This is a genomic window from Corynebacterium alimapuense (assembly GCF_003716585.1).
GTDB lineage: Bacteria > Actinomycetota > Actinomycetes > Mycobacteriales > Mycobacteriaceae > Corynebacterium > Corynebacterium alimapuense.
On record NZ_PTJO01000001.1, the window covers coordinates 267,493 to 291,127 of the forward strand.

The 23,635-nt window shown below is 56.6% G+C and carries 21 protein-coding genes; 16 read left to right on the top strand and 5 right to left on the bottom strand.

The window, feature by feature from the left end:
- Nucleotides 1-113 precede the first annotated feature (113 nt).
- Complete coding sequence (locus C5L39_RS01190) at nucleotides 114-1,940, top strand: alpha/beta-hydrolase family protein (protein WP_123047059.1); 1,827 nt, start codon at nucleotides 114-116, stop codon at nucleotides 1,938-1,940.
- Here C5L39_RS01190 and C5L39_RS01195 read toward each other — a convergent pair.
- Complete coding sequence (locus C5L39_RS01195) at nucleotides 1,930-3,438, bottom strand: alkaline phosphatase D family protein (protein ID WP_245974832.1); 1,509 nt, start codon at nucleotides 3,436-3,438, stop codon at nucleotides 1,930-1,932. The genes C5L39_RS01190 and C5L39_RS01195 overlap by 11 nt on opposite strands.
- Nucleotides 3,439-3,734: 296 nt before the next feature.
- On the opposite strand from C5L39_RS01195, the gene C5L39_RS01200 reads away from it, so the two are divergent.
- Entirely contained in the window at nucleotides 3,735-4,424 is a 690-nt protein-coding gene (locus tag C5L39_RS01200) for an HAD family hydrolase (protein ID WP_123047060.1), read from the top strand.
- An 86-nt stretch (nucleotides 4,425-4,510) separates the two neighbouring features.
- Here the strand turns inward: C5L39_RS01200 and msrA are convergent, their stop codons facing one another.
- Nucleotides 4,511-5,188, bottom strand: coding sequence for a peptide-methionine (S)-S-oxide reductase MsrA (gene msrA / locus C5L39_RS01205; protein WP_123047061.1), 678 nt, complete (start codon nucleotides 5,186-5,188; stop codon nucleotides 4,511-4,513).
- 282 nt (nucleotides 5,189-5,470) lie between these two features.
- Here msrA and C5L39_RS01210 point away from each other — a divergent pair, with 282 nt between their 5' ends.
- A complete protein-coding gene (locus C5L39_RS01210) occupies nucleotides 5,471-6,070 on the top strand; it encodes a superoxide dismutase (protein ID WP_123047062.1) in 600 nt (199 codons plus the stop codon).
- 125 nt (nucleotides 6,071-6,195) lie between these two features.
- Here C5L39_RS01210 and C5L39_RS01215 read toward each other — a convergent pair whose 3' ends face one another.
- Complete coding sequence (locus tag C5L39_RS01215) at nucleotides 6,196-7,089, bottom strand: LysR substrate-binding domain-containing protein (protein WP_123047063.1); 894 nt, start codon at nucleotides 7,087-7,089, stop codon at nucleotides 6,196-6,198.
- 70 nt (nucleotides 7,090-7,159) lie between these two features.
- On the opposite strand from C5L39_RS01215, the gene C5L39_RS01220 reads away from it, so the two are divergent.
- From C5L39_RS01220 to C5L39_RS01275, 12 genes are all read left to right on the top strand, one after another.
- On the top strand, nucleotides 7,160-8,380 hold the full coding sequence (locus C5L39_RS01220) for an MFS transporter (RefSeq protein WP_123047064.1): 1,221 nt from the start codon (nucleotides 7,160-7,162) through the stop codon (nucleotides 8,378-8,380).
- Between the two features lie 445 nt (nucleotides 8,381-8,825).
- Complete coding sequence (locus C5L39_RS01225; protein WP_165857941.1) at nucleotides 8,826-9,371, top strand: copper chaperone PCu(A)C; 546 nt, start codon at nucleotides 8,826-8,828, stop codon at nucleotides 9,369-9,371.
- Between the two features lie 7 nt (nucleotides 9,372-9,378).
- Nucleotides 9,379-10,608 (top strand): Dyp-type peroxidase, encoded by a 1,230-nt coding sequence (locus C5L39_RS01230; RefSeq protein ID WP_123047066.1) that lies wholly within the window; start codon nucleotides 9,379-9,381, stop codon nucleotides 10,606-10,608.
- Nucleotides 10,609-10,666: 58 nt separating this feature from the next.
- Nucleotides 10,667-11,566, top strand: coding sequence for a TauD/TfdA dioxygenase family protein (locus C5L39_RS01235; RefSeq protein WP_197714693.1), 900 nt, complete (start codon nucleotides 10,667-10,669; stop codon nucleotides 11,564-11,566).
- The gene (locus tag C5L39_RS01240) at nucleotides 11,563-12,126 is read left to right on the top strand and encodes an FcoT family thioesterase (RefSeq protein WP_123047067.1); all 564 of its coding nucleotides are present in this window, start codon (nucleotides 11,563-11,565) and stop codon (nucleotides 12,124-12,126) included. The genes C5L39_RS01235 and C5L39_RS01240 overlap by 4 nt, the downstream gene beginning before the upstream one ends.
- Entirely contained in the window at nucleotides 12,119-12,886 is a 768-nt protein-coding gene (locus C5L39_RS01245; RefSeq protein ID WP_245974833.1) for a glycosyltransferase family 2 protein, read from the top strand. Before C5L39_RS01240 ends, C5L39_RS01245 begins: the two co-directional genes overlap by 8 nt.
- A complete protein-coding gene (locus C5L39_RS01250; protein ID WP_123047068.1) occupies nucleotides 12,883-14,784 on the top strand; it encodes a glycosyltransferase in 1,902 nt (633 codons plus the stop codon). The genes C5L39_RS01245 and C5L39_RS01250 overlap by 4 nt, the downstream gene beginning before the upstream one ends.
- The gene (locus C5L39_RS01255) at nucleotides 14,781-17,030 is read left to right on the top strand and encodes a hypothetical protein (protein WP_126268714.1); all 2,250 of its coding nucleotides are present in this window, start codon (nucleotides 14,781-14,783) and stop codon (nucleotides 17,028-17,030) included. Before C5L39_RS01250 ends, C5L39_RS01255 begins: the two co-directional genes overlap by 4 nt.
- Nucleotides 17,030-17,263 carry a hypothetical protein gene (locus C5L39_RS01260; RefSeq protein WP_123047070.1) on the top strand — a complete coding sequence of 78 codons (234 nt, stop codon included), beginning with the start codon at nucleotides 17,030-17,032 and terminating at the stop codon, nucleotides 17,261-17,263. The genes C5L39_RS01255 and C5L39_RS01260 overlap by 1 nt, the downstream gene beginning before the upstream one ends.
- Complete coding sequence (locus C5L39_RS01265; RefSeq protein ID WP_123047071.1) at nucleotides 17,260-18,303, top strand: serine hydrolase domain-containing protein; 1,044 nt, start codon at nucleotides 17,260-17,262, stop codon at nucleotides 18,301-18,303. Before C5L39_RS01260 ends, C5L39_RS01265 begins: the two co-directional genes overlap by 4 nt.
- A 5-nt stretch (nucleotides 18,304-18,308) precedes the next feature.
- Nucleotides 18,309-19,307 carry a glycosyltransferase family 2 protein gene (locus C5L39_RS01270; RefSeq protein WP_123047072.1) on the top strand — a complete coding sequence of 333 codons (999 nt, stop codon included), beginning with the start codon at nucleotides 18,309-18,311 and terminating at the stop codon, nucleotides 19,305-19,307.
- Nucleotides 19,304-20,071: a glycoside hydrolase family 16 protein gene (locus C5L39_RS01275; protein ID WP_123047073.1), complete on the top strand. Its 768-nt coding sequence runs from the start codon at nucleotides 19,304-19,306 to the stop codon at nucleotides 20,069-20,071. Before C5L39_RS01270 ends, C5L39_RS01275 begins: the two co-directional genes overlap by 4 nt.
- On the opposite strand, the gene C5L39_RS01280 is transcribed toward C5L39_RS01275, so the two are convergent.
- Both C5L39_RS01280 and C5L39_RS10670 read right to left on the bottom strand, forming a co-directional pair.
- Nucleotides 20,055-21,182 carry a glycosyltransferase gene (locus C5L39_RS01280; protein WP_165857942.1) on the bottom strand — a complete coding sequence of 376 codons (1,128 nt, stop codon included), beginning with the start codon at nucleotides 21,180-21,182 and terminating at the stop codon, nucleotides 20,055-20,057. The genes C5L39_RS01275 and C5L39_RS01280 overlap by 17 nt on opposite strands.
- The gene (locus C5L39_RS10670; protein WP_165857943.1) at nucleotides 21,182-22,423 is read right to left on the bottom strand and encodes a lipopolysaccharide biosynthesis protein; all 1,242 of its coding nucleotides are present in this window, start codon (nucleotides 22,421-22,423) and stop codon (nucleotides 21,182-21,184) included. The genes C5L39_RS01280 and C5L39_RS10670 overlap by 1 nt, the downstream gene beginning before the upstream one ends.
- A gap of 144 nt (nucleotides 22,424-22,567) precedes the next feature.
- Between C5L39_RS10670 and C5L39_RS01285 the strand changes: the two genes are divergently transcribed.
- The gene (locus tag C5L39_RS01285; RefSeq protein ID WP_165857944.1) at nucleotides 22,568-23,554 is read left to right on the top strand and encodes an alpha/beta fold hydrolase; all 987 of its coding nucleotides are present in this window, start codon (nucleotides 22,568-22,570) and stop codon (nucleotides 23,552-23,554) included.
- Nucleotides 23,555-23,635 lie beyond the last annotated feature (81 nt).

Consider the following 23,635-nt stretch of genomic DNA (forward strand, 5'->3'; position numbering starts at 1 on the left):
GGTTAGAACGAGAGTCCGGATTGATTAATCCGTTCCTCCCTATTATGACCCTAAAAGGTGGCCCCTCGCAGACTGAACTGCGCTGTCCGATAACCTCTGCCAGACTCATAGTCATGAGGCCCTCGACTCGGCTCGCCCTCAGGGCTGCCACTGGCGCGCTAAGAGGCACCGCATTCGCCCTTGATATAGCAGCCGATCTGACTCCCGGTGTGCGGATGGCCAAGCGACGCAGGCTGCCGAAACGTCTGTTCGCGGGGTTGCTTGGCGCGGAGGTAGCCACGTGGTGGGCGATCTCGCTTTCGCTATTGCCAAGACCATGGTGGATCACCGCCGCTAATGTGGCCATTTGTCAGGGAGTGGGGCATATCACGGCCACCAGCCTGGCTTGGACGTTCGCTAAAGGGCAAGCTCGCATCAAACGAGTTCCATATTTGCCGACCTCCGCGCGCTACCTTCAGTTAAGCCGCGCAGCTTTGGCCACCGTGACTACAGTTGCGGTCGGACTGAGCCTGCGACGTCAGCAACAGCAGGCCCGGCTGGTGGAGTTTCGCATTCGCCGTAGCCCGTGGCATCTACTGGTGGGAGGCGTCGTGGGCACCGCTGGGTATGGCGCTCTCCTATTGATCGGCGAAGCGGCACAGCAGAGCGTGGATCAACTGGGACGACGACTATCGAAGTTCATGCCACTGTGGCTGAGTTGGCCGATCGCGGCGATATCAGTCGGCATTGTGACTGCCGCGCTCAGCGACCGGATGTTTATCCGCCGGGCATTCGCCAACTTTTCTCGCAATGCCGAGGCACTCAACCAATCGGTCTTTCCCGGAACAGCAATGCCGTGGGAGCCGGAGCGCTCTGGTAGCCCATGGTCGTTCGAACAGTGGTCTAGCGTCGGCGCCCAGGGCCGAGCAGTATTGGCACTGGGCCCTCGAGCTCGGGACATCGCCAGGATCACTGGGATGGAACCCACCGAACCACGGGAGCCCATCCGAATCTTTATTGGTCTACAACCTGACCGAAAATTGGAAGAGGCAGCACGCTGCGTCCTTGCTGAAATGGATCGCACTGGAGCTTTCGAAAGAGGCACCATCGTGGTCCAAACCTCCGCAGGCTCCGGCTGGATCACCGACTGGTCGGTGTGTTCGGTGGAGTTCCTCACCGGTGGCGACTGCGCCACCGTAGCCATGCAGTATTCCTATCTCCCCTCGGCGGTAGCCTACTTGGTTGATCGCGACACTCCAGTGCGAGCTTCTCGCCTTCTCATTGGGGCAATTTTGGACCGACTCCGAAGCATGGATCCTACGGAACGGCCACGGTTCTACGTGGCAGGCGAATCCTTGGGCGGATATGGCATCGCCACCGCCTTCGAGGATCTCGACGATCTGCTGTCACACACCGACGGAGCACTGCTTTCTGGGTCACCCCGTTTCACTCAACTAATACGTGAGCTTTCTAGGCGCCGCGATCCCGGCTCCCCAGAACGGCTTCCGATTGTCGATGGTGGACGCCACGTTCGCTTCGTCGCCCACCCAGATCACCTTCACCATGATTTCAGTGACATGGACTATCGACATGATTGGTCTCATCCACGGATGGTGGTTGCCCAACATGCTTCTGATCCCATCGTTTGGTGGAGCTCACAGCTGTTCTGGCGGCGTCCGAGATGGCTTGTAGAGCCAGGTGCTCGAGGAGTTTCCGCACCTAGTGGACAACACCTGGATGTGGTTCCGGGCATGAGGTGGGTACCATTTATCACTGCCTGGCAGGTCGGACTGGATCAGCTGACCTCGCTAAGTACCCCTGGCGGTCATGGGCACAACTATCACGAAGAAATGCTGTACTACTGGGACGAAATCATCGCTGGCCATGGCGCGGTACGCCTCACCCCGGATATCGCGGTTCGCGCCGAGGAATTCATCCGATCAGATTCGGTCAGACGCTAATGCGTGCGCCGTCGTAACGACGAGTGGGGCCAGCCTGAACACCGCTACCTGCGACGGTGACATCAGTGCAACGTTGCCAAGACATCTCGGCCCCATCCTCTGTAATGGTCAAGGTGGCATAGCCATGCGCATCGAGATCCACGTGGGAAATATGCGAGTTATGTCTAAGAATGTGCGCTTCTGCCGAAGTAGAGGCAGGATTATTCGCTGGCAGCGTGAGAACGTCATCGACATTCGGGGCGGACACCGATGAGCACACCAGCTCGGCAGCGATGACTCGATCTTCATGGACGATATGGTTGGCCCACTCGGAATGGATATCTCCGGTGAGAAACACCGTACGGCCATGAGCATGTTCACGGCCCAGCTGCGCAAGCAATCGCTCACGATCAGCTACGTATCCATCCCATTGGTCAGAGTTGACTGGAGTTTCGGTGTCTTCAAACCCCACCATTTCCAGCAAGGGTTGGTGCACCACGCGGCCAATATCTAGCAGGTTTAAAGGAGACATCATCACCGAGGTTCCGATGAGATTCCACCGCGCTGAGGTGTTCGAAAGTCTGGCAGATAGCCACTCAAACTGTTCCTGGCCCATGATCGTATGGTCCTGAGACTCCTGCCCGATGGGGCGAAATACCCCTGGGGCGCTGCGGTAGGAGCGAAGGTCGAGCATATTCAGTTCCGCCAGACGCCCGAAGCGTAGAGTGCGATAGATCCGCCCACCTCGGGAGGGAGATCCTCCGCGAACTGGCAGCCACTCAAGATAAGCCTGCATTGCAGCATCACGTCTGGAATACCAATCGCCCTGCTTGTCAGTGTGGTCACTCGCGCCACCTGACCAAGCGTCATTGGCAATCTCATGGTCATCCCATGTCACCACCCAGGGTGCAGCAGCATGTGCCTCCTGCAGCTCTACATCCCGACGGTAATGGCCATAACGAGAACGGTAATCCGAGAGAACACGCAGCTCCCAGGTGGGCACATGTGGACGAACCACCCCGTATTTTCCGGCGTAGTCGCCGGAAGCATATTCGTAGATGTAATCACCCATGTGCACGACCACATCAATCTCTTCTGCATACGCCCGGCGCGCAATATCGGAATATGCGCCAAAGTAGCCTGCCTCAAAATTTGCGCATGAGCACACCGCCAGCCGCAATTGCGCAGAATTTGCATCATCGAGCGGCGTTGTCCGAGTACGCCCAATGCGAGAAACTCTCCCCGATTGGTCTCCGTCGAGCAGTCTGAATCGATAAAAATATACGGTATCGGGAGCCAATTCGAAGGGGTCAACGTGAACGGCATGGTCGTTGACCGCAGTGGCGATGGCAGTCCCAGAACGCACGATACGGGCGAAGTCTGGAGTTGCCGATATCTCCCAACCAACCCGAACATCCGGGCCTTGACCAGATCCAGGGACCGATTCAACAGTAGGAGTAACCCGGGTCCAGAGGATGACCGAATTCGGTAGTGGATCTCCGGAGGCCACTCCATGCATAAACGGCTGGTGTTCAGTTTGAGTGTAGGGACTGAGCCCATAGTTCTCACTAACACTGGCGCTTCCCAAGCTAGCAGTATCCGAGGCATAACCCCTGTTCAGATAGGCAGGAGCAACTGTGACGGCACCTGCGATAAGAGTTCCTCGAAACAAGCTCCGCCGTGTCATCTTGCCCTTGCCCAATTGACTCACAGGGGCATTGTCACCATTGCCTCGCAGCAGCCGCCACCCGAGGACACAGATTTCACATCATCTTTACTCCACGGCCATCTATCAGATTTTCCTAGACTGGCAGCATGCATTCTCCAGCTACTACCCGCGCCCTGATCTACGACCTTGATGGCACGTTGGTCGACCATGACGCCGCTGCTCAAGCTGGAGTGGAATCCTGGTGCGCCGAGTTAGGTCTGCCAGAAGGGCAATGGCCCCGATGGCAGGACATCGAAAAGCGCTGGTTTGGCCGCTACGAGCGCGGCGAAGTCAGCCATCTAGGACAACGCATCGAACGATGTCGAGAGTTTCTTGGCCGATCTGAGCTCAGCGATGATGAGGCACTATCGCTCTACGAACATTATCTAACGGCTTATCGAAACAATTGGCGAGCTTTCGACGATGCGCATGATTCGCTCACGGCGGCGCTCGAGGCTGGGCTTCAAGTAGGGGTGCTTACTAACGGTGCGGAAGCTATGCAGCTGAGAAAGCTCGATTGCACCGGCCTATTGCTCGATGGAGTTGTGCTTTTGCCGACCGTCGAACTCGGCGCGCCAAAACCTCGACCTGAGGCCTACCAACGAGCCTTAGAACGCCTAGGAGTCAGAGCTGCAGAAGCAGTGATGGTCGGCGATTCTTGGCCTAATGATGTCCTCGGGGCAAGAAAAGCAGGCATGACTGCCCACTATCTCCTCCGAGCAGGTATCCCTCGCGATCCTCAAGCCCCGGCCACCGAACCAGTGATCACGAACCTCACACAGCTCAGCTGGGATTAAGTGTTTGAGCGCTGCCCGGCCTCCACCGACTTAGCTACGGGTAGGGCTGGTACCGCACCCACCTAGCTCATCTGATCACTGCCTAGTCACTGCTCATCCGGCAGATGACAAGCAACCCCGGTGGAGTGAATCGGGCAGTAGCCATGCGGAACCTTGTGCAGATACTGCTGATGCTCATCTTCAGCAAGGTAGTACTCGCCTGATGCAGTATCTGAGAGAGCTTTTACCTCGGTGGTTGCAGCACCGAAGCCATGCTCTTTGAGCTGCTGCGCATAGGCATCGACGATGTCTTGAATCTGTTGGCTCTCTGCTTTTGCATCATCGCCAACGGTATAAAACGCTGAACGATACTGAGTTCCCACGTCATTTCCTTGGCGCATGCTCTGCGTGGGGTCATGCCCTTCAAGCGCAGCGACCACAATCTCGCGCAGGGAGATTAGCTCTGGGTTGTAGACAACCTCAACGACCTCGACGTGGTTAGTCTTTCCTGAACACACCTCACGATAGGTGGGATTAAGAGTGACACCTCCTGCGTAACCGACAGACGTTGATTCCACTCCCTGCATTTTCCAGTACATCTTCTCGGCTCCCCAGAAGCAGCCAATACCTACGAGCACAGAACGCTGGCCTTCTTTCCAGGGTCCAGCGATCGGAGTACCCAGCACAGCGTGAGCACGCGGATTACTCAGCACTGGGGTGGCTCGACCGGGAAGAGCTTTATCGGTAGGGACCAATTCAGGGGTACGCGCAAACATCCATGACATGTCCACTACTTTACGCGCCAAACAAAATGGTTGTGTTGAGCAATCGACATGACCACGCCTCAAATAGTCCATGTTGCTGGCTCGGTTCAGACCTATCAGCCGACTACCAGGGCAGTGTTCAAAGATGCTGAAGATCCGAGAAAGCAACGCAAAAGGCCCGATAGCTGGTCTCAAAAATCTATTTCGGGAACAGTTTCGTTGCCAAATCCGCAGATCTGCCTATCATGGGGGACAAGGCGCTAGTTGATATGGCGCCACCCCGACGAAAGGATTCACGAGAACATGGCTGTCTACGAACTCCCCGAGCTCGATTACGCTTACGACGCTCTCGAACCGCATATTTCGGCTGAGATCATGGAGCTGCACCATTCCAAGCACCATGCCACTTACGTCGGCGGCGCCAATGCCGCACTCGAAGCACTCGAGGCTGAGCGCAACGGCGATGCCAACCCGGACAAGATCCGAGCACTGTCTAAGAACCTGGCATTCAACTTGGGTGGCCACACCAACCACTCCATCTTCTGGAAGAACCTCTCCCCCAATGGTGGCGGCGAGCCTACCGGCGAGCTGGCCGAGGCCATCGTCCGTGATTTCGGTTCCTTCGAGAAGTTCAAGGCACATTTCACCGGTGCGGCTTTGGGCCTGCAGGGTTCCGGCTGGGCAGTGTTGGGCTGGGATCACATCAGTGGCCGCCTGATCATCGAGCAGCTGACTGACCAGCAGGGAAACATTTCTATCAACATGACCCCGCTGCTGATGCTGGATATGTGGGAGCACGCCTTCTACCTCCAGTACAAGAACGTTAAGCCGGACTACGTCAAGGCCGCTTGGAACGTCTTCAACTGGGAAGATGTTGCTCAGCGCTACGCCGCTGCAAAGTAACTCAACCTAACAAATAATACGTCGCCGCTCTCAGCCCGAGAGCGGCGACGTAGTCGATTCAGGTCGATTCAGGTCGATTCACACCGCCTTATTTCAAAGCAATACCCCACAAAAGAGCACGGAGATCACACTCCCCCGATGACAAACTCCCGAAACTGATCAATCGGGGGTGCGGATTCAGCATCAGCGCGCCACACCAGCCCCAATTCCCGGTGCTCGGGAGGATCAAGTGGCCGAAGAACAATCCCGGTCGGGGCAAGATATGGGTCGTCCAACGGCAGCAGGGCTACTCCCAAGCCCGCTGAGACCAGCCCTGCGACCGTCGTGAGCTCCATGGATTCAAACACCAGTCTCGGGGAGAACCCGAAGCCAGCGCTAATGCGATCGAGCAAGAGACGGGTGCCATAACCTGGCAGCATCCCAACAAAGTTCTCGTCTTTGACCTGACGGATATCGACCGGGGTGGCGCCTTCCCTCGCTAGCGGATGGTCCTCGGGCAGTGCGAGCGCCAGCCGTTGCAGGCGAAGCTGGTGCCAACCTAGTTCTTCACCCGCTTCAGGCGGCCGGGGCCCGACGAGGGCGACATCGGTGGCGTCGACACGAATTCGATCCACGAGCTCACGCGCTGCTCCTTGATGGAGTCGGATATCCACGGCTGGATACAAACTCCGATAGTCCCGGAGGATATCCGGCACCATCCAAGTGCCCAAGGAGTGCATAAAATCAAGCCGGATGGTTCCACGTTCTGGGTCCATGAGTCGGGCGATTTTGGAACTGCCTTCGGCCAATTCAGCGAGCATCGCACGTGCGTGCGGCAAGAAAGCTCGACCTCGCGAGTTAAGCACCATCCGTCGGCTGCCACGATCGAAAAGATTAGCTTTCATGGAGCTCTCCACTCGACGAATGCGCCGAGTAAGAGTTGGCTGGGGAATCCCGAGAATTGCGGCAGTATCAGTGAGATGACCTGATTCAGCCACCGCAATAAATCCCTGCAAATCCGTCGCACTAATGTCACTCATGCACTAATCGTATCGATAAGCGTCATTTTCGTCATTTTACTCATTAGCCCCGGTAGGTGACGATAGGCCTATGGAAAATCAGCGTGAGGGCCTGCGCCACGGCGAACGCGACTATCGACGCGCAGTGCTAGCCATGCTTGCCGCAGGCCTGGCTACTTTCAACGCCCTCTACGCCACTCAGGCGCTCCTACCCACTCTCGTCGACGACCTCAGCATCACCCCAACTCAAGCTGCGCTAACGGTATCTGCGGCCACCGGCATGCTCGCGATCTGCATCGTTCCGGCGTCTATCTTGTCCGAACGCTTTGGACGTGGCCGGATCCTCGTCATCTCTGCCATCGCCGCTACCGCCCTCGGAATGCTGCTCCCCCTAGCACCAGATGTCACCACCCTGATCCTGCTGCGCGCACTACAGGGAATGGTCATCGCCGGGGTGCCAGCGGTTGCCATGACATGGCTCTCGGAAGAGCTCAACCCAGCCGACCTTGCTCGAGCAATGGGTATCTACGTCGCCGGTACCTCCTTCGGTGGACTAACTGGACGGCTCATTCCCGCAGGCCTGCTAGAGATTGTGGATTGGCGTGCGGCACTGTTTGTCAGCTCTGGCGCAGCTTTTCTCGCGGCTATGGCGATGGCCACGCTCCTGCCCAAACAGCGAAGATTCACACCCAAAAAGCTCCGACTCCGTTCTGAAGTAGCAGCCATGGTTGGCCACTGGCGCAATCCTCAGCTGGCGGCGCTCTTTGCCACTGCATTCCTCGGCATGGGGGTTTTCGTATCCATGTATAACTTCTTTGGATTCCGAATGGTCGAGCATTTTGGCCTCTCTCCAGCGCTAGTCGGAGTGGTATTTGTCATGTACCTCTCTGGAACGTGGAGCGCTGCCCGCGCCGGAGCCATCGCCAGCCGCCATGGCCGAGGCAATACTCTGCTGACCTGTACCGTTCTATTGTTGCTGGGCGCTTTGGCTACCGTCAGCGGATGGCTACCGCTGGCACTGGCCGGGCTCTTGGCATTTACCGCTTCCTTCTTTGCCATGCACTCAGTCGCCTCAAGCTGGATTGGGCTGGTCGCCACTACCCACCGGGCAGAGGCCTCAAGCATGTATCTATTCTGCTACTACGTGGGATCCTCATTATTGGGCGCTGCTGCTGGGTTCATCTTCGCGCGCACCTCTTGGACTGGGTTTGTTATCGCATTGGCTGGGATCCTGGTGCCGCTTGTCACTGTCGCCTGGGCGCTGAGACGCAGCGAGCGCAGTGAACACAACACACAAAAAGTCCCCGCTTAGACCCACGACACTAGGGGGACCTGCCCACCAAGGCAATTGATTACTTTCTAAGTATATTACCCCCACAGCTCCCCCTGCTTTCTTTAGTCTTCTCTAGCCGTCTTCAGCCAGCAAGACCTCCCTGCAGGATTGGATGCGACTGGTATCCCCAGCCACCTGACTCTTTTTCAGCAGTGATGGAAATTGGCCCAAGTCTCAGGCAATAAACCACAGGTGAAGCGGTTTTATTCCCTCCGGAAAAGTCTTAGCCACCCGTCGTCTCAGTGCGCGGGGCCGAGCATGATCCATGTCCGCATTTACGGCATCGATAGCGAACCGTCTAGGAGGCCCCTGCAGATTGCACGGGAAAGGACTGGGAACTAAATCATTGGCAACTCCGACTACTCACTTTGAGAACAAAAGCAGTCTCGTCTCATCGTTTTATCCCTGTCTGAGGAGCTCTCGAATGAAGTCCATGTCCTATATCGCCATCGCAGTTGCATCACTGCCTGCGCTTCTGCTCGCTGGATGTTCCAGCGACTCCGCAGATAGCGCTGCCGCAACCTCCGAGGTTGCTAGCTCAGGGGAAATCGCACTGAGCATGGAAAATGGCTACTGCCGGGCAAAAGCTAAGTCTCCCGCCGATGCTGAGTTCAATTCGATGGAGACTATGACAGCCTGCTTCGGCGAGTTGGTCAACGACGGCGACCAGGACATCAACATCGCATCGTTTACTGTCACCAACCTCCCGGATGAGACTCACTACGAACTACACCAGACCATCGACGGCGTGATGAGCGAGAAAGACGGCGGCTTCGAGATCGCAGCCGGAGCGTACAAAACGCTCGAACCAGGTGGAGATCACCTGATGGTCATGGAAATCTACGAAGAGATTCCGGCCGGCGGCGACTTGGATCTGGTCCTCACTCTGTCAGAAGGCTCCACTGTGGAGTTCTCCCTCCCCGTGCGCGAACAAGCTGCTGGGAACGAAGACTACTCCGACCTCGGGTGATGGAGAGATGACTCAACAATTCTCCCGACGAAAATTCTTCGCAGGTGCCGGACTCTTTTCCACCGTAGCCACCGCCGGAGCGCTCTCTGCTTGTGCGAAACCTGAGACTAGTGATGCTTCCTCCGAGGCAGCTCAATCAGGCATCGAGTTAGCTACCGAAACGATTGCCTTCGATCAGCCTCACCAGGCAGGTATCCACACCAAGCACCAGGCCCACCAATGGCTCATTGCCTTCAATCTGGCGGAAGATGCGGACCGAGACGGCGTCATTCGGTTGATGAAACTGTGGACCGATGATGCCCGCAAATTGACTCAAGGAGAGATCCCTTTGGGCAGCCTGGATGAGGAGATGGTCACTCGCCCTGCCAACCTGACCGCGACGATCGGCTATGGCCGAGGCTTCTTGGTGAAGGCAGGCTTGGAAGATCATGCTCCCGTATGGCTGGATAAGCTGCCGGAATACCCCACCGATGAGCTTCTCCCCGAATGGTCAGAAGGCGATATCTGTCTGCAAATCGCTGCTGATGATCCGGTAGCGGTCTCCTACGCCTCAAGATGGATGATCAAAGCTGCGAAGCGCTACGCCACACCAGCGTGGGTCCAAGAGGGTTTCTCTTATGCAGACGGCGTCCTAGCGGAATCCGAGACTCCTCGGAATCTCTTCGGCCAGAAGGACGGAACAGTCAATCTGCGAACGGAAGAAGAGCTGGATTCACTCGTCTGGATCTCGGATTCGGAAAACTGGCTCAATGGTGGCACCTCGCTCGTGGTTCGTCGCATCGAGATGGATATGGATGGATGGGATGCCGCTGACCGTGGAGTCCGCGAGCTCTCCATGGGCCGAACGATCGCAGAAGGTGCTCCCCTGGGACAAGAAAAAGAGTTTGACGACGTCGATCTCACCGTCACCGATTCCTATGGTCTTCCTGCCATCGATTCCAAGAGCCATGTCGCCCGAGCACATCCTCCGGTGGATAACCCAGAACAGCAGATTCTACGACGCGTTTATAACTACGATCTCCCGCCGATCCCTGGTCACCGATTCACTTCAAACTCTGGTTTGGTGTTCGGGTCCTTCCAGCAGGATCCGCTCACTCAGTTCCACCCGATCCAACAGCGCCTGGCAGAGGCAGACCGGCTGAACGAATGGATATTCCACACGGGATCTGCGGTCTTTGCCATTCCTCGAGGCACCGCCCCGGATGAGTACTGGGGTCAGTCCCTGCTCGAGACCTAAATCGCTGCTGAAACAACACACGCACCACCATCAAGCTTGCAGAAAGAAGATGACGATTATGTCTTTTACTTACACCGCACCTGCCCCCGGCCAGCTGGGAGTCCAGGTCACTGATTTCGATATCAATCTGGCCACCAACGAGGATTTTGCCGAGTTGAAAAAGGCTATCTATGCCAACCGCGTGGTCGTCCTCAAAAACCAGGCAGCCATGACCCCCACCGAGTTCGTCGCACTAGGAAACGGCACCGGCACGATCGTGCCCTATTACGAGCCGATGTATCACCACCCAGAGCATGAGGAGATTTTTGTTTCCTCCACCGTCCAGCTCGAGGGCAAGAAGATGGGTGTTCCCAAGACCGGAAAATTCTGGCACTCGGATTACCAATTCAAAAAGCAGCCCTTCGCTTTCACCATCTTCTTTCCCCAGGTTCTCCCAGAGGGAAATCGTGGGACCTTCTTCATCGATATGGCACAGGCTTTCCAATCTCTTCCTGCTGAGCTGCGCTCCGCCGCACGCAAGGTAACGGCATCTCATAGCGTCCGACGCTTCTTCAAGATCCGTCCTTCCGATATCTACCGTCCCCTCGGCGAGATCATCAAGGAGGTAGAACAAGTCAGTCCTCCCGCAGTGCACAATGCCGTGGTCACTCACCCAGTCACTGGAGAAGAATTCCTCTATCTCAGCGAGGGTTTCACTGATCAGCTAGACGGCGAAGGCACTTCGAGCCACCGCAATCTCCTGCATGACCTCTTAGAAGAGAGCGGCCAACTTGATCCGGAATTCACCCATCCCAATATTCTGTGCCACTCCTATGAGCTCGGCGATATCGTGCTCTGGGACAACCGAGTTTTGACGCACCGAGCACTTCATGTTTCGGGCAACGGAGCTAGTGCGTCCTACCGGATCACCGTCACCGATGATCTTCCCTTTGACGCTGCCGCGGGGTCCCTGGCATGACCTTCACGATCATCCATCAAGCAGACTCCGCCCTGCTTAACCAGTGTCTAGATCCTTATCGCGCCAAAGACGCTATCTACTTGCAGGAACTGGAGTTCACACACTCAGAAGCTGGAATCTCCTCGCGGGGCAGCTTCGGGATCGACGAATCCTGCTACATCGATGACACTGGCCATTTCAACGCCGCTGAGTTCATCATGTGTTACAACCAGCTGATGTACGCGACCATTGCGGTGGCGGTGAACTATGGAGGTACCGACGAGTTCGCAGGTTGGAACCTGCAAGACTACTGGGATCGCCAACTACCTAACGTGCTCATTCAGGAATTCTGGAGCAGATATTCTAGACCGATTTCCGCGCGCAGATTTCAAGGTGAATTCACCATCGATCAGGTTGACCGTTCTCGCCTCGACCGAGGAATCCTCAAGTTATCGACGTCGGTGTCCTTTCACGATGAGGCTGGCGGACGAGCTCGTGGCACCGTCTTATTAGCACTCACCGATCTCCCTGAGCCAGCTGTTCAGGCTGCTATCTCTCAGAATTCGGGCACCAGTGATTAACTCCCCTGCGCCCGAGGTGAGCATCGTGATTCCTTCCCTCGGAGAAGCTGAAAACCTACGACTAGTCCTCCCGGAGCTTGATGTTTCCTACGAAGTCATCGTGGTGGAGGGTAAAGATCCAGCAGGTACCCGCACTGTCGCGCAAGAAACCCGTGCTCACACTCGGATTATCCCGCAGACTCGCCGTGGCAAAGGTAACGCAATGTTGTGTGGCTGCCATGCTGCCAATGGTCGCTATCTGGTCATGTTTGATGCGGACGGGTCTGCAGATCCCACTGAAATCCCTCGCTTCATCGAGGCTCTCAAAAAAGGCGCTGATTTTGCCAAAGGATCTCGCTTTCTCCACGCCGGTGGAAGCGCCGATCTGACTCGGGTTCGAGGTCTGGGAAACACCGGTCTTTGCACCCTGACCAATTTGCTCTTCAACAGCCAATTCACTGACCTTTGCTATGGGTTTAATGCTTTCCGTGCTGAGATATTGCCGCTACTAGAGCTTCCTCCGCCCTTGCACGATTCAGAATCACTCTGGGGAGATGGCTTCGAAATTGAGACGCTCTTGTCGTGTCGCATTGCCCGTGCCCAAGTCAAATACCAAGAAGTTCCAAGCTTCGAGCTACACCGAGTATTCGGACGATCCAACTTGAATGCATGGAGTGACGGCTGGCGGGTCTTGCGCACTATCGTCTGGGAACGAGCTGCCGCATTCCAAGAACTGCCACGTAGAAGTCTCTCGAGTAGCAGAAGTATCCCGGCGGCATGATCACCAGCGCTCCCCAGAACGACACCCCGGTCGATGTGGTCGTCTGTACTCAGTCTCATCAACGCCTGCTGCTACTCGAGGAATGCGTTGCCGCGATCTTGGCAGAATTGGCGCTCGGTCAGCTCTTTGTCGTGGTGGACCACAATGAACTGCTCTTGGACGAGCTTGGTGAACTTTACGGAGAAATCGATCGGGTCACCGTACTAGCAAATGCCTCAGAGCGAGGCCTTTCTGGAAGCCGAAACACTGGGCTCAGCACAGGAGACTCCCCCATCGTCTGCTTCATCGATGATGATGCAGTACTGCGTCCTGGGTGGTACCGGGCATTGGCGAATGCCTTCTCAGAAAAGCGACTCATCGGGGTCGGTGGTCTAGTCTCAGCACGTTTTCTCACCGAAAACCACACTCCCAGGTCTCAGCCTCGGTGGATGCCTAAGGCTCAGTATTGGGCCCTGGGGTGTGATTACCCACAGTTGCCAAAACCCGGCGCGGAAATCCGTAACCCCATTGGGGCCGCTATGGCATTGCGCAGAAAAGTACTCACCCGCGATAGCAGCCAGGAGTTTTCCTCTGCCTTGGGACGAGTCGGTGAGGGCACTGCTGGTGGTGAGGAGACAGAACTATTCCTCCGGCTTCGCCGAGATCTCCCAGATGGAATCGTCCGTCGGATCAGCGGGTTCCACGTCGATCACGCGGTATTGCCCTCTCGGACACGTCTGAGCTACTTGTTGCGTCGCGCTTTCGGAGAAGGTCGCTCCAAAGCTGCGCTCTCCGGCCTGCCACATACCGACTTTTCCTCTGAACGCGGACATCTCTGGCAGACGGTGGCATCGCTCAATCCGGTGGGACTAGTGATGCTCTTGGCTACTGGTCTCGGTTTTCTAAGCGGGCGGCAATTGTGTGTCTCCAGCGGAACGGATTCCTCCGGCCACCGCCCATTGATGTCGGTAATTGTGTGCACAGATGCCAAAGGAAACTATCTTGCCGATACCGTTTCCTCGGTGCTTGTCAACCACTCAGGACCTGAGCTGGAACTGATCATTGTGGACAATTCAACCCACACCGGCACGGTAGAAAAGCTCTTAGCTCCAACACTGCTTCTCGACGACCCCCGAGTCCGGGTCGTCCATGCCCCCGAACCAGGTCTCTCACGAGCGCGAAACGTTGGAGTCAACGCTGCCTGCAGCGAGATCCTCGCCTTTACCGATGATGATGCGACTGTGGCTAAAGACTGGAGCAGGCGGATCTGGGATAGCTTCGATCAGGACACCTGGTGTGTCACGGGCAGAACCACCGGGCTGACCACCGAGTCCGGCACCGGGCTTTGGTTCGAACAAAGCGGAGGCTTCGATAAAGGTGAGCAACGTCGAGTCTGGCGACTCGATAGCCCAGAGGTACCTGCGCTCTTCCCATACCCGGCCGGCTGCTTCGGGTCTGGGAATAATATGGCTTTCCGCAAGCAAGCACTCATCCGGATTGGGGGCTTCGCCGAAGAACTAGGCGCAGGGCGCGCCACCCGTGGCGGAGAAGACCTCGACGCTTTTCGCTCGATCATTCTTGCTGGTGGCAGCATTGTTTATGAACCTCAAGCGCATGTTGTGCACCGGCATCGCGCCACTAGCGCCGCACTCCACCGGCAAATGTATGGCTACGGAACCGGAATGGCAGCCAGCTTGGGCCGGTGCTTGCTAGATTCGCCTACCCATAGCCTGGCTATCTTGGCCGGGGTTCCTCGCGGAGTGCGCATCTTTCTTGATCGTCGTGTCCACGGACGCTCACCAGTTCATGATCGCCCACCGGCCAGCCTCATCGCTGTTGAAGCAGCGGGCTATCTCACCGGATTCCCACTACTTCTAGCCGTTCTTGTCCGTGACTCCTACCAGGCGATAAAGGCATGACTACACACGACATAACACGCGCCCGAGAAGCTGACCCCGTGATCTGGTCTGGGACAGTCGTTTCCCTTTTGTTGTGCCTGGCACTACCTATCATCGCGTGGTTTCCACCTGGAGGGTTCACCGGAGCAGCACTAGCGATCCTCTGTGTTCTATGGGCTGGAGGTACCGGACTGGCAGCTCTATTGGTTGGTCAGTCCCGGATCTTATGGTTGGTTCTTTCTCCGGTACTATCACTGGCCGCGCTGATCATCCCCAGCCTGTTACAAGCCGTCATGAGCCTATGGCATCCGCCCAGCACTGCCACTATTGTCGCTCTCATCGGTGGCGCCAGCAGTATGTGGTGGCTCAGTAAGCATCCTAGGCCAGCTTTTAAGACCCCAAGAATTCCCCGGCGCGGCGCTGTCTTCCGGATCTTGTCCATCCTTATTGCCCTCGCGCTGTGGTGGTGGGCTACCCGCATCATCGATCTTGACTCCGCTGGTGCTCTCGGACTCCTCGGAGTTTTGCCGCTGCCGTTCTACCTGGCCGTTAGCGTGATCGTGACCATGGTGAGTTTCCTGCTTCTACGCCGGGGATCCTCACTCGATGCTCAAGATAGGCTCGTCCTGTCATTGTCAGCGGCGCTAACCGCCGTGATGATCACAGTCTTGGTCAATGTCTCCGATGGTGGAGCAACCATGGCTACTGGCTATGTTCATGTGGGCTTCGCCGACGCTATCTCCCGCGATGGTTCCCTCATGCAATCAATGGACGCCAGGTTCAGCTGGGCAGGGTTTTTTAGCGCCGCAGCAGCTGCCACCGCGTGGTCGGGCGCTCCTAGCTTGGCTCCGTTCTTGGTGATCTATCCAGCTTTAATTTCTTGTCTTTACCTGCCAAGTATTTATCTCATCGGGGTGTCTTTAACCGGAGATCAGCGGGTCGGTTGGTTGAGTCTATTTGCCTTCCTCTCGGTGAACTGGAGCCAGCAGGAGTACTTTTCGCCGCAATCAGTAGCCATGCTGTTCTACCTCTCAATCATTGCGGTCTTAGCCCATGAAATCGCCACCACCCCAGAGCTAGGTACTCATGGCCAAGCATGGCCTTGGTGGCGGATAGACCGTCGATTACTCACCATGATGCGTACTACCCCAGCCCGGCCCACAGGCTGGACTGCTGGCATGTTCATCAAAGCTGAACTCGCTATCCTCATCATTGCGCTAGCCATGGTGGTCTCCCATCAGCTGACTCCAGTAGCTCTGATCTTGGTGTTGCTCGGTGCCTCAGTACTGGGGGTAACTCGCCACCGCACGCTATGGATCGGGATGGGGCTAGCTTTCAGTCTCTGGTTCGTCTTCGGTGCCACCGACTGGTGGACTGGTCATCTCTCCGAGCTCATCTCTGGATTTGGCCAGGTCAGTCAGGCTCTGAGCTCGGGCGTCGGCGATCGAGTCCAAGGTGATCCGCTCCGACAAATCATGCAGACTTACCGAATCGCGTGGACCGGAGTTGCCTCCTTGATCGCATTCTTTGTCTGGTGGAAACTCTCTTCCCGGATGAAGGCACTCTCCACTATTCTCATCACGGCTCCTGCCTTGTTGGTCGTCGGCCAAAGCTACGGTGGCGAGATTGCGTTGCGCGTCTTGCTCTACACCAGTGCGGCCATCGCACCGTTGTTTGCCTGGGCGATCATTCGGTTCGCGGATTGGGCACAGACTCGAAGAGCTCCTCATGCTGATGATTCCCCGGCTGCCCAAACAATGCTGATTCCTATTGCCACGGCTGCTTTGCTCATGTTCTCACTGCTGGCTGGAGTCACCGCTCGAGGCGTCAACGTCGCCTTCGAAAGAACTCCTGCCGATATCGTCACTGCAGCAGAAGAAATACTCACCATTGCCCCGCAAGGAACGACTGCCCGGCCGTTGGCGACAGAAGGCGCTCTGCGAATGGCCCGGGTGGGTGAGCTATCGCATCCCGCGACTGTTGCCGGCGATGATGATCCTTTCCTTCGCTTGCGGCTTCAGTCCCCGGACTATGTCTTCCTGACCTCCACTCGGGAGGCCTACGAACATTTGGTCAACCAGGCACCCGAAGACTGGTATGCCGAGATCGCCGAGCGCCTTGAAGCCACTGGCGATTACCGCATTATTCACCAATCTGAGCACGTCATCTCATTGGAGCGAATCAATTCGCGTGGACTACCGCTGAGTGAAGATCCCGGCGTTGGAGCTCCCGCAGCTGCGGAGGAAGAAATCGAGGAGACCCCCTGATGAACACCATGGATAGCATCGTGGAATTTGTGTCCGGTACCGGGCTCATCCTGGCTGCCTCCTGCACGATCGTCGCCTATCTCGCTAGCGTGCTGCTTCGGGAATACCGTGACGATGGTCAGGGGTTCATACTCACCCTCGCGTCCTCGCGCCCATTATTGGGAGCGGCATTGATCATCCCGGCGTTGATTACTATCTGCTTCATCATTGTGCGGTTGGGGGTCATGTCATGAGAGCGCTTCGCATTCTGTTGATTCCCCTGGTCACCCTGGTAATTCTGGTGACCTATGCTCTGGGATTGGTCTCCGGCAGCCCGGTCCAGCATGTGAATTCTGATATCCGAGGGGACCATAGACTGGTCACTGACTTATCGGATAACGAGGTCTCAGACATCCGTAGCTTGGCGGTCCTCCGGATGAACGGCGAGGATACGCAGTTCGCATATAAGAATGCGACCGCTTCTACTCGCTTCGAGGTTGGTTCACTGACCAAACTCTTGACCATCGAGCTCTACGGCCAAGCGGTCATGGGTGGGAGGGTGAACACTGATACCCAGCTTGGTGAGATCTTCGACTTGGAAGGATCTTCCGCAGCGACAATCACCCTTGATGAGCTCTCCCACCATGAATCCGGGCTGAGCGAATGGGGTGGTCCAGACGGTGATGGTGATGACGCCACCACGCTATTGGCCTCGCTGCGGGGCGAAAGTGCACACCAAGATGCTTCTGTTGAGGAGTTGCTAAGCCGTGCACGTCAGGATCCGCTGAACACCCGAGGTAGCTTCCACTACTCAAACATTGGAATCGCTCTTTTAGGGCTAGCGCTCGCAGATGCTGCGGAGGTTCCTTATGCCACCTTGTTGGCTGACGGAGTGACTAATCCGCTGCAGATGACTACCACCACGGTGCCCACTAGCTCGACGCTCAATCCACCACGTGGGGTCAACGAGGCCGGTCAGTCGGTCGCTTCGTGGCCGTTGGGTGCATACGCCCCCGCTGGTGGCGCGTTGTCCTCTGCCATGGATATTGCTCGATTCTCGGACTATCTCCTCGACACCACGGAGATCCCAGAAGGCTATCCCCATGTGGTTTATCGAGGGATGAATCTCACCGAGTATCAAGGCCGCACAATCTTGACCAAGACCGGCGTCACCGGTGGTTTCCGCTCAGTGCTGGTGCTCGACCTAGAAACTGACTCTGCAGTCATCGTCCTCAGCGACACTGATCGATCAGTCGAAGAGCTGGCGATCGCGCTGCTTAGCGATTCGGAGTAGCGCCAATGAGCCAGCCCCTAGTCACAGTAATCATGCCGGTCGCTGATGCCCAGGAACACCTTCCCACAGCATGTAAGCACCTGGCAGCGATCGATTATCCACACCTCGAGTACCTCCTCATCGACGACTGCTCTCAAGACAACTCCCGAGAGCTTCTCGACGACTGGGTGGCGACACGCGAGGACGCTCGAGTTATTACCCTGCCAAAACGCGGAGGGGTGGCTGCTGCGAGGGAAGCCGGGATTAAGGCCGCACAAGGTGAATTTGTGTGGATGCTCGACTGCGATGACCGCTGGGAACCGGGGATCCTCCGACTCGCACTCGACATGGTAGATGATCGCCCCATCGATCTGATCTGTTTCCGCGCTCTTGTCCACGAAGTTCAGGGCCCAAGCCGAACCATGGAGGGGGTAGACGCTCCAGTGCTATTTTCCCGCTCGGATACCGCCCTAGCGGTCCTAGAGGGAACCATCCGTGGCTATCTTTGGAACAAGATTTTTCGTACCAGCGTGCTCAAAGAGCACAGCGACTATCAACGTACTTCTTCCCAGAGTGACTTTCTACTGCTGCTATCTTCCCTCGGCCTTATCCGCTCTACGTTGATGATCCCCGATACTGGCTATCACTACGTGCAGCGTTCCGGTTCCATTTCTTTTACTGACACTCGCCAGGTGGATAACACCGCCTACTGCGCTGATCAGGCACTTTCCATCCTTCCTCCGCTTATCTCGGACCAAGATACCGCCCGGCAGCAAGAGGCTTTTCTGGTCTGGTTTTATCTCCTGCCTTGTTCGGTCACTCCAGTCCATCAACAGTGGCCTCAAGAAATCACTATGGATTTTCACAAAAGACTCCTCCCGCAAATGACAGTGCGTCGTATCCTGGCAACAGCAAAGACTGGACATCCGACGGTGGCCGCACATGCGCTACTGATTCGGATGCTCAGTCCAATCAGGGCCTATCCGGCCCTCTACCGCTTGTTTCTCGATCTGCGGAAGCCATGACATTCAATCGCCGAAAACTTCTACGCTTCGTCGGTGGCCTTCCCCTGCTAGGGGCTGCTTCCTATGCTTCTTCGTGTAGTTCACCACCAGTCGATGGCATCGCCGAGGCTGAGTCTGCCAAAAACTGGCAAGAGATTTTCTTTGATAATTTCCCGGGCACTGAGCTGTCTTCAGAGTGGGAAAAATACACCGGCCAGCCTTCTTCTGATCTCAACGTCCGTTGGGATTCGGATTTCGTCTCTGTCGAAGGTGCACGATTGGTCCTTTCTGGTGGATTAACTGATAGCGGGCTCAAGGCTGGGGCGGTCTCCCTCTGGCGTTATCCATCCACTTATGGGAAATGGGAGGTCCGTCTCCGGGCTCTGCCAAGTCGCACTTTCAGCTATCACCTCTTGTTGTGGCCACAAGATGAGCAATGGCCCCCCGAGATCGATTTCGCTGAGAGCTTCGACGGCACACGCCAACATATCCAGGGCTTCATCCATTACCGGGATTCCTCCGAGGCTCGGCAACGGGTCAGCATGGATGCCTACGTCGATGTCACCGCCGACCACACCATCGCAGTGGAGTGGACCGAATCTCATGTTTCGCTGCTCTACGACGGGCAGGAGTGGGGCAGAGCAACTGGGGAAGCAGTGCCGCATGTTCCTATGTGGTTAGCCCTCCAAGTGGAGTCTCAGGCTACCGGAAGCGACCATGACAACGTATCTTCCTCAGAGCCGGTGCTACTGGTGGATTGGGTTCGGGTCAGCACACTTCGGTAGCTGCGGAATCATAAAGGGACTCTAAGGCGCTGCATCGGTTAGCCATCGACAGCTCACCTCGAGCACGCTGAAAAGCATTGTTTCCTAGTTCTTCTCTTAGCTCCGGGCACTGAAGTAGGCGCACGAGGTCTCGAGCTAAGCCGTTGATATCGCCCGGTTCATTCAAAAGACCCGTGTGCTCATGCAGTACCGCTTCCAAGACTCCACCACTGCGGTAGGAGACCACTGGAATACCAGCTAGTCCAGCTTCTAAGAACACCTGGCCGAAGCCTTCAGCATCGCCGTCCTCCGCGATTTTAGAAGGTGCCATAAATACCTGCGCACGGGCTAGCGCCGCATCCACTCCCGCCGAATCGAGTGCTCCGAGAAAGTGCACCCCAGGTCCAGCGGCAGCTTCCAGCTGGTCGCGCAGCGGGCCGTCACCGATAATCTCGGCCTTGATTACCCTTCCGAGGTGTTCCCCAGCGAGCGCGACCGCCGCTAGGAGGTCCGCAACACCCTTTTTATCCACTAACCGGCCGACAAACACCACATCACTGGTTTTCGGAGCAAGAGCAATTTCCCGATACCGGATACCGGTGTAAAAAACCTTCGGGTCCTGCGCCCCCAACGCACGCGCACAATCGGCGATGTATTGGGAAACCGCAACCACAGAATGTGCTTGCCGGAGGAGCATCCGCCCTCGCCGTCGGTAAAGAATCCCCCGCCAGCCAGGACGTGCTGGAAGTGCGGTGACGTCATAACCGTGGCAGGTAATAATCAACGGCAATCCCAATTTTCGTGCCCCGCGAGCTACTAACCACGCATCCTTAAGGAAATGCGCATGGATCACTTCTGCTCCGCTATCGCGCAGGCTACGAGTCACTCTCGGCGCCACTCCCGTCGCCGCGGCTACTGCCAATGCCCCCCGATCCCACCACGAGTCCGAGTAGCAGACTAGGTCGGTCGGGCGAGTCAGCGCGGACTCTACTCGCACTGCCCCGATCAGTTGAGGAACCCAACGCTGGAGACCATCAGTTTGATCACGGATGAATGTTTCAGAACCTCGCAGTAGCTCGCTTCGCCACACGGCGACTCTGGGCTGAGGCAGCGGTGTTATCAACGGCGTCATCAGCGTTGTCCTTTCAGCGCCCGAGGCAGAATCCGGGTGAGCGGAATGATGGTGACCAAGAAGATCAGGAGGTCTTGGATGAGATAGGCAATACCGACCCCGAGCAGGCCGTAGGTGGGAAGCAGCCACCAGACCAGCGTCACTACCAGCACCGATGCCATCGCTTGAACCATCATGGGGTAGCCGATACGCGCATATACCCGAGACAATGCGCCGAAGAGGAAAGCGGAACCACCAATGAGATGGGCAACTCCCATGAGCACCAGCAGCACCCATCCCTGATCAAAATAGGGTCTTCCGTAGAACAACAGCGCCACTGGGCCAGCAACCGCCACTCCCAAAAAGCGCACCACGCTCACCCCGATCGTCATGGTGATCATCGATCTGGTGGCCGCAGCTAGATCCGAATTCGGGTCGGCGGCTCGGGCAACGAACGGCCCACCCAGAGCCGACATCATCATGATCGATGCGGAGACAATAACCCAAGAAATATTGAAGAAGGCGGCCGATTCCAACCCGGCGATGCTCGCCACCAGCAGCGGAAGAAATAGCGCCGGAAGAATCTGACTGAACAGCCAGCCAACGGAGATGAGGTAGTAGCGAGCGGCGTCGATAAGCGGCGGAGCGGCTGCTGCTGAGCTCTCCGTCCCTGAGAACACTCGCGCGCGGGAAAAAACCAAAAATAGCTGAACGACGATCACCAACACGGCTGCCGGGATGACCCAAGCCAGCAGGATCTCGACTCCCAACAATGACATTCCACACCAGGCGAGAAGCAGTACTACTAACAATTTCAGAACAGAGTGGGTGACATTTTTCGCTGCCGTCCATCGCCCACGCTGGAGCCCGATGAGCACCGAATCATAAAGGGAAAATAGCACTAAAATCACCACTGAGGTGACAAAAACGGGCCGATGCCAGCTCTGAACAAACAGCGCTTCTGAGCTAGGCAGCAATGAGTACACCGTCGAGGTAATCGCGGCTAGGGACGCCGAGATGACACTCGCCCACACCACAACTCTAATTTGGCCGACCCTCCGCATAACCGGTAAGAATCGTTCCAAAAAACCACCGCTGGCCAGCAACGACACGCTAGCTAAAGCGGTCGCCGCGGCAATCATGGTCGATGCTCGGCCCACATCTGCGATCGGGAATAATCGAGCAGAGGCCAGCCAAAACACCAGCCCCAGTGCCGCGTTAATGACACTAGCGCCCACCAGAGACCAAGAATCGATCTCCATGGGGGTCGGTTTCTTGCGTGGTTTCACTTGTATTCCGGCACTTTCATGGCTCAGACAGGCTCAGGCTATTGTCCATCACAGTTAGTTCATCACAGCCATCTAACACCGAATCAGCCACTAGACCTCTATCGAGAAGACACCCCCATGACAGACCTGATGCTCCCCGAAACTGCCACGGAGCAGGCCATCGCAGATATCTGGGCTACCCGAACCGGCGTCTCCCCAGTAGGTAAACATGACCGGTTCAGTGACCTCGGAGGCTCCTCCCTGGCAGCTGAGACCGCGCTAGTAGAGCTACGCAATCGGCTAGGAAGGGAGATCGGTGCCCAGCTACTAGCCACAGATCCCACCGTGGCTGAACTTGCCGAGGCCATCGAGGAAACTGGTCGGCAGGACTTTCACCGCGGACTAGAAACCTGCACTCATCTCACACCCGGCAACGACGGCAAACCGATGCTCTTTTGCTTCGCCGGCGCTGGCGCATCCGCGGTTTGTTTCTTAGACCTGGCTAGATATTTCTCCGATTCCTACGACGTATGGGCGTTCCATGCTCACGGCTTCCATTCCAAGGGCAGAGCAGACCGCTCGCTAGCTGCCAAGGCTCGCAGACATGTGCCCAAATTGATGGAAATCCAACCGACTGGCCCATTGACGTTGATCGGCCATTCCTTCGGTGGGCATGTCGCGATGGAAGCTGCCCGTCAACTCACTGAGCAGGGGCGAGTAATTAACCAAGTGCTACTGCTGGATACCTTCCTGGGAGCCGTTGACGGAGGTTCAGTCGCTGATTATCGAAGCGAAGCCCCTGCGGCGCTTCCCCCACTGCGCGAACGCCTGCTCACGCACTGGCGAATTCTCACCGCCGGGCTTATTCCACGAGACGTAGCTACCCAGCAATCGGTGTTCTGGGAACAAGAAATCCGGATCCAAAACCGGATCCAGTGCGAATCCGTCCCACCGGGGACTACTGTGCTGGTCAGCGATGAGGGGCAAGCGCAACAAGAACTATGGTTGGCGATTGACCAACCCCCAACGACTGTCCGGACTTCGGGCAGCCACCTGAGTGTGCTTTCCGACCGCCACACTCTAGCGTTGCTGCGCTCTCAGCTAGCTACCCCCGAAAGTGCGTAGCTAGCCGAAAGTGAGAGCTGTTCCTGGGGTTATTGGAACTATCAGGCCACATAAATCGACTTCTTCAGCAGTACTCCTGTC

What these genes read in the sequence shown, in the direction of transcription:
- C5L39_RS01200 (WP_123047060.1), top strand. Translation starts at nt 3,735, where the DNA reads ATGCATTCTCCAGCTACTACCCGCGCCCTGATCTACGACCTTGATGGC.
- C5L39_RS01270 (WP_123047072.1), top strand. Translation starts at nt 18,309, where the DNA reads ATGAGCCAGCCCCTAGTCACAGTAATCATGCCGGTCGCTGATGCCCAG.
- C5L39_RS01280 (WP_165857942.1), bottom strand. Translation starts at nt 21,182, where the DNA reads ATGACGCCGTTGATAACACCGCTGCCTCAGCCCAGAGTCGCCGTGTGG.
- C5L39_RS01210 (WP_123047062.1), top strand. Translation starts at nt 5,471, where the DNA reads ATGGCTGTCTACGAACTCCCCGAGCTCGATTACGCTTACGACGCTCTC.
- C5L39_RS01275 (WP_123047073.1), top strand. Translation starts at nt 19,304, where the DNA reads ATGACATTCAATCGCCGAAAACTTCTACGCTTCGTCGGTGGCCTTCCC.
- C5L39_RS01250 (WP_123047068.1), top strand. Translation starts at nt 12,883, where the DNA reads ATGATCACCAGCGCTCCCCAGAACGACACCCCGGTCGATGTGGTCGTC.
- C5L39_RS01195 (WP_245974832.1), bottom strand. Translation starts at nt 3,438, where the DNA reads ATGCATGGAGTGGCCTCCGGAGATCCACTACCGAATTCGGTCATCCTC.
- C5L39_RS01220 (WP_123047064.1), top strand. Translation starts at nt 7,160, where the DNA reads ATGGAAAATCAGCGTGAGGGCCTGCGCCACGGCGAACGCGACTATCGA.
- C5L39_RS01265 (WP_123047071.1), top strand. Translation starts at nt 17,260, where the DNA reads ATGAGAGCGCTTCGCATTCTGTTGATTCCCCTGGTCACCCTGGTAATT.
- C5L39_RS01260 (WP_123047070.1), top strand. Translation starts at nt 17,030, where the DNA reads ATGAACACCATGGATAGCATCGTGGAATTTGTGTCCGGTACCGGGCTC.
- msrA (WP_123047061.1), bottom strand. Translation starts at nt 5,188, where the DNA reads ATGTCATGGATGTTTGCGCGTACCCCTGAATTGGTCCCTACCGATAAA.
- C5L39_RS01240 (WP_123047067.1), top strand. Translation starts at nt 11,563, where the DNA reads ATGACCTTCACGATCATCCATCAAGCAGACTCCGCCCTGCTTAACCAG.
- C5L39_RS01190 (WP_123047059.1), top strand. Translation starts at nt 114, where the DNA reads ATGAGGCCCTCGACTCGGCTCGCCCTCAGGGCTGCCACTGGCGCGCTA.
- C5L39_RS01255 (WP_126268714.1), top strand. Translation starts at nt 14,781, where the DNA reads ATGACTACACACGACATAACACGCGCCCGAGAAGCTGACCCCGTGATC.
- C5L39_RS01285 (WP_165857944.1), top strand. Translation starts at nt 22,568, where the DNA reads ATGACAGACCTGATGCTCCCCGAAACTGCCACGGAGCAGGCCATCGCA.
- C5L39_RS01215 (WP_123047063.1), bottom strand. Translation starts at nt 7,089, where the DNA reads ATGAGTGACATTAGTGCGACGGATTTGCAGGGATTTATTGCGGTGGCT.
- C5L39_RS01225 (WP_165857941.1), top strand. Translation starts at nt 8,826, where the DNA reads ATGAAGTCCATGTCCTATATCGCCATCGCAGTTGCATCACTGCCTGCG.
- C5L39_RS01230 (WP_123047066.1), top strand. Translation starts at nt 9,379, where the DNA reads ATGACTCAACAATTCTCCCGACGAAAATTCTTCGCAGGTGCCGGACTC.
- C5L39_RS10670 (WP_165857943.1), bottom strand. Translation starts at nt 22,423, where the DNA reads ATGGAGATCGATTCTTGGTCTCTGGTGGGCGCTAGTGTCATTAACGCG.
- C5L39_RS01235 (WP_197714693.1), top strand. Translation starts at nt 10,667, where the DNA reads ATGTCTTTTACTTACACCGCACCTGCCCCCGGCCAGCTGGGAGTCCAG.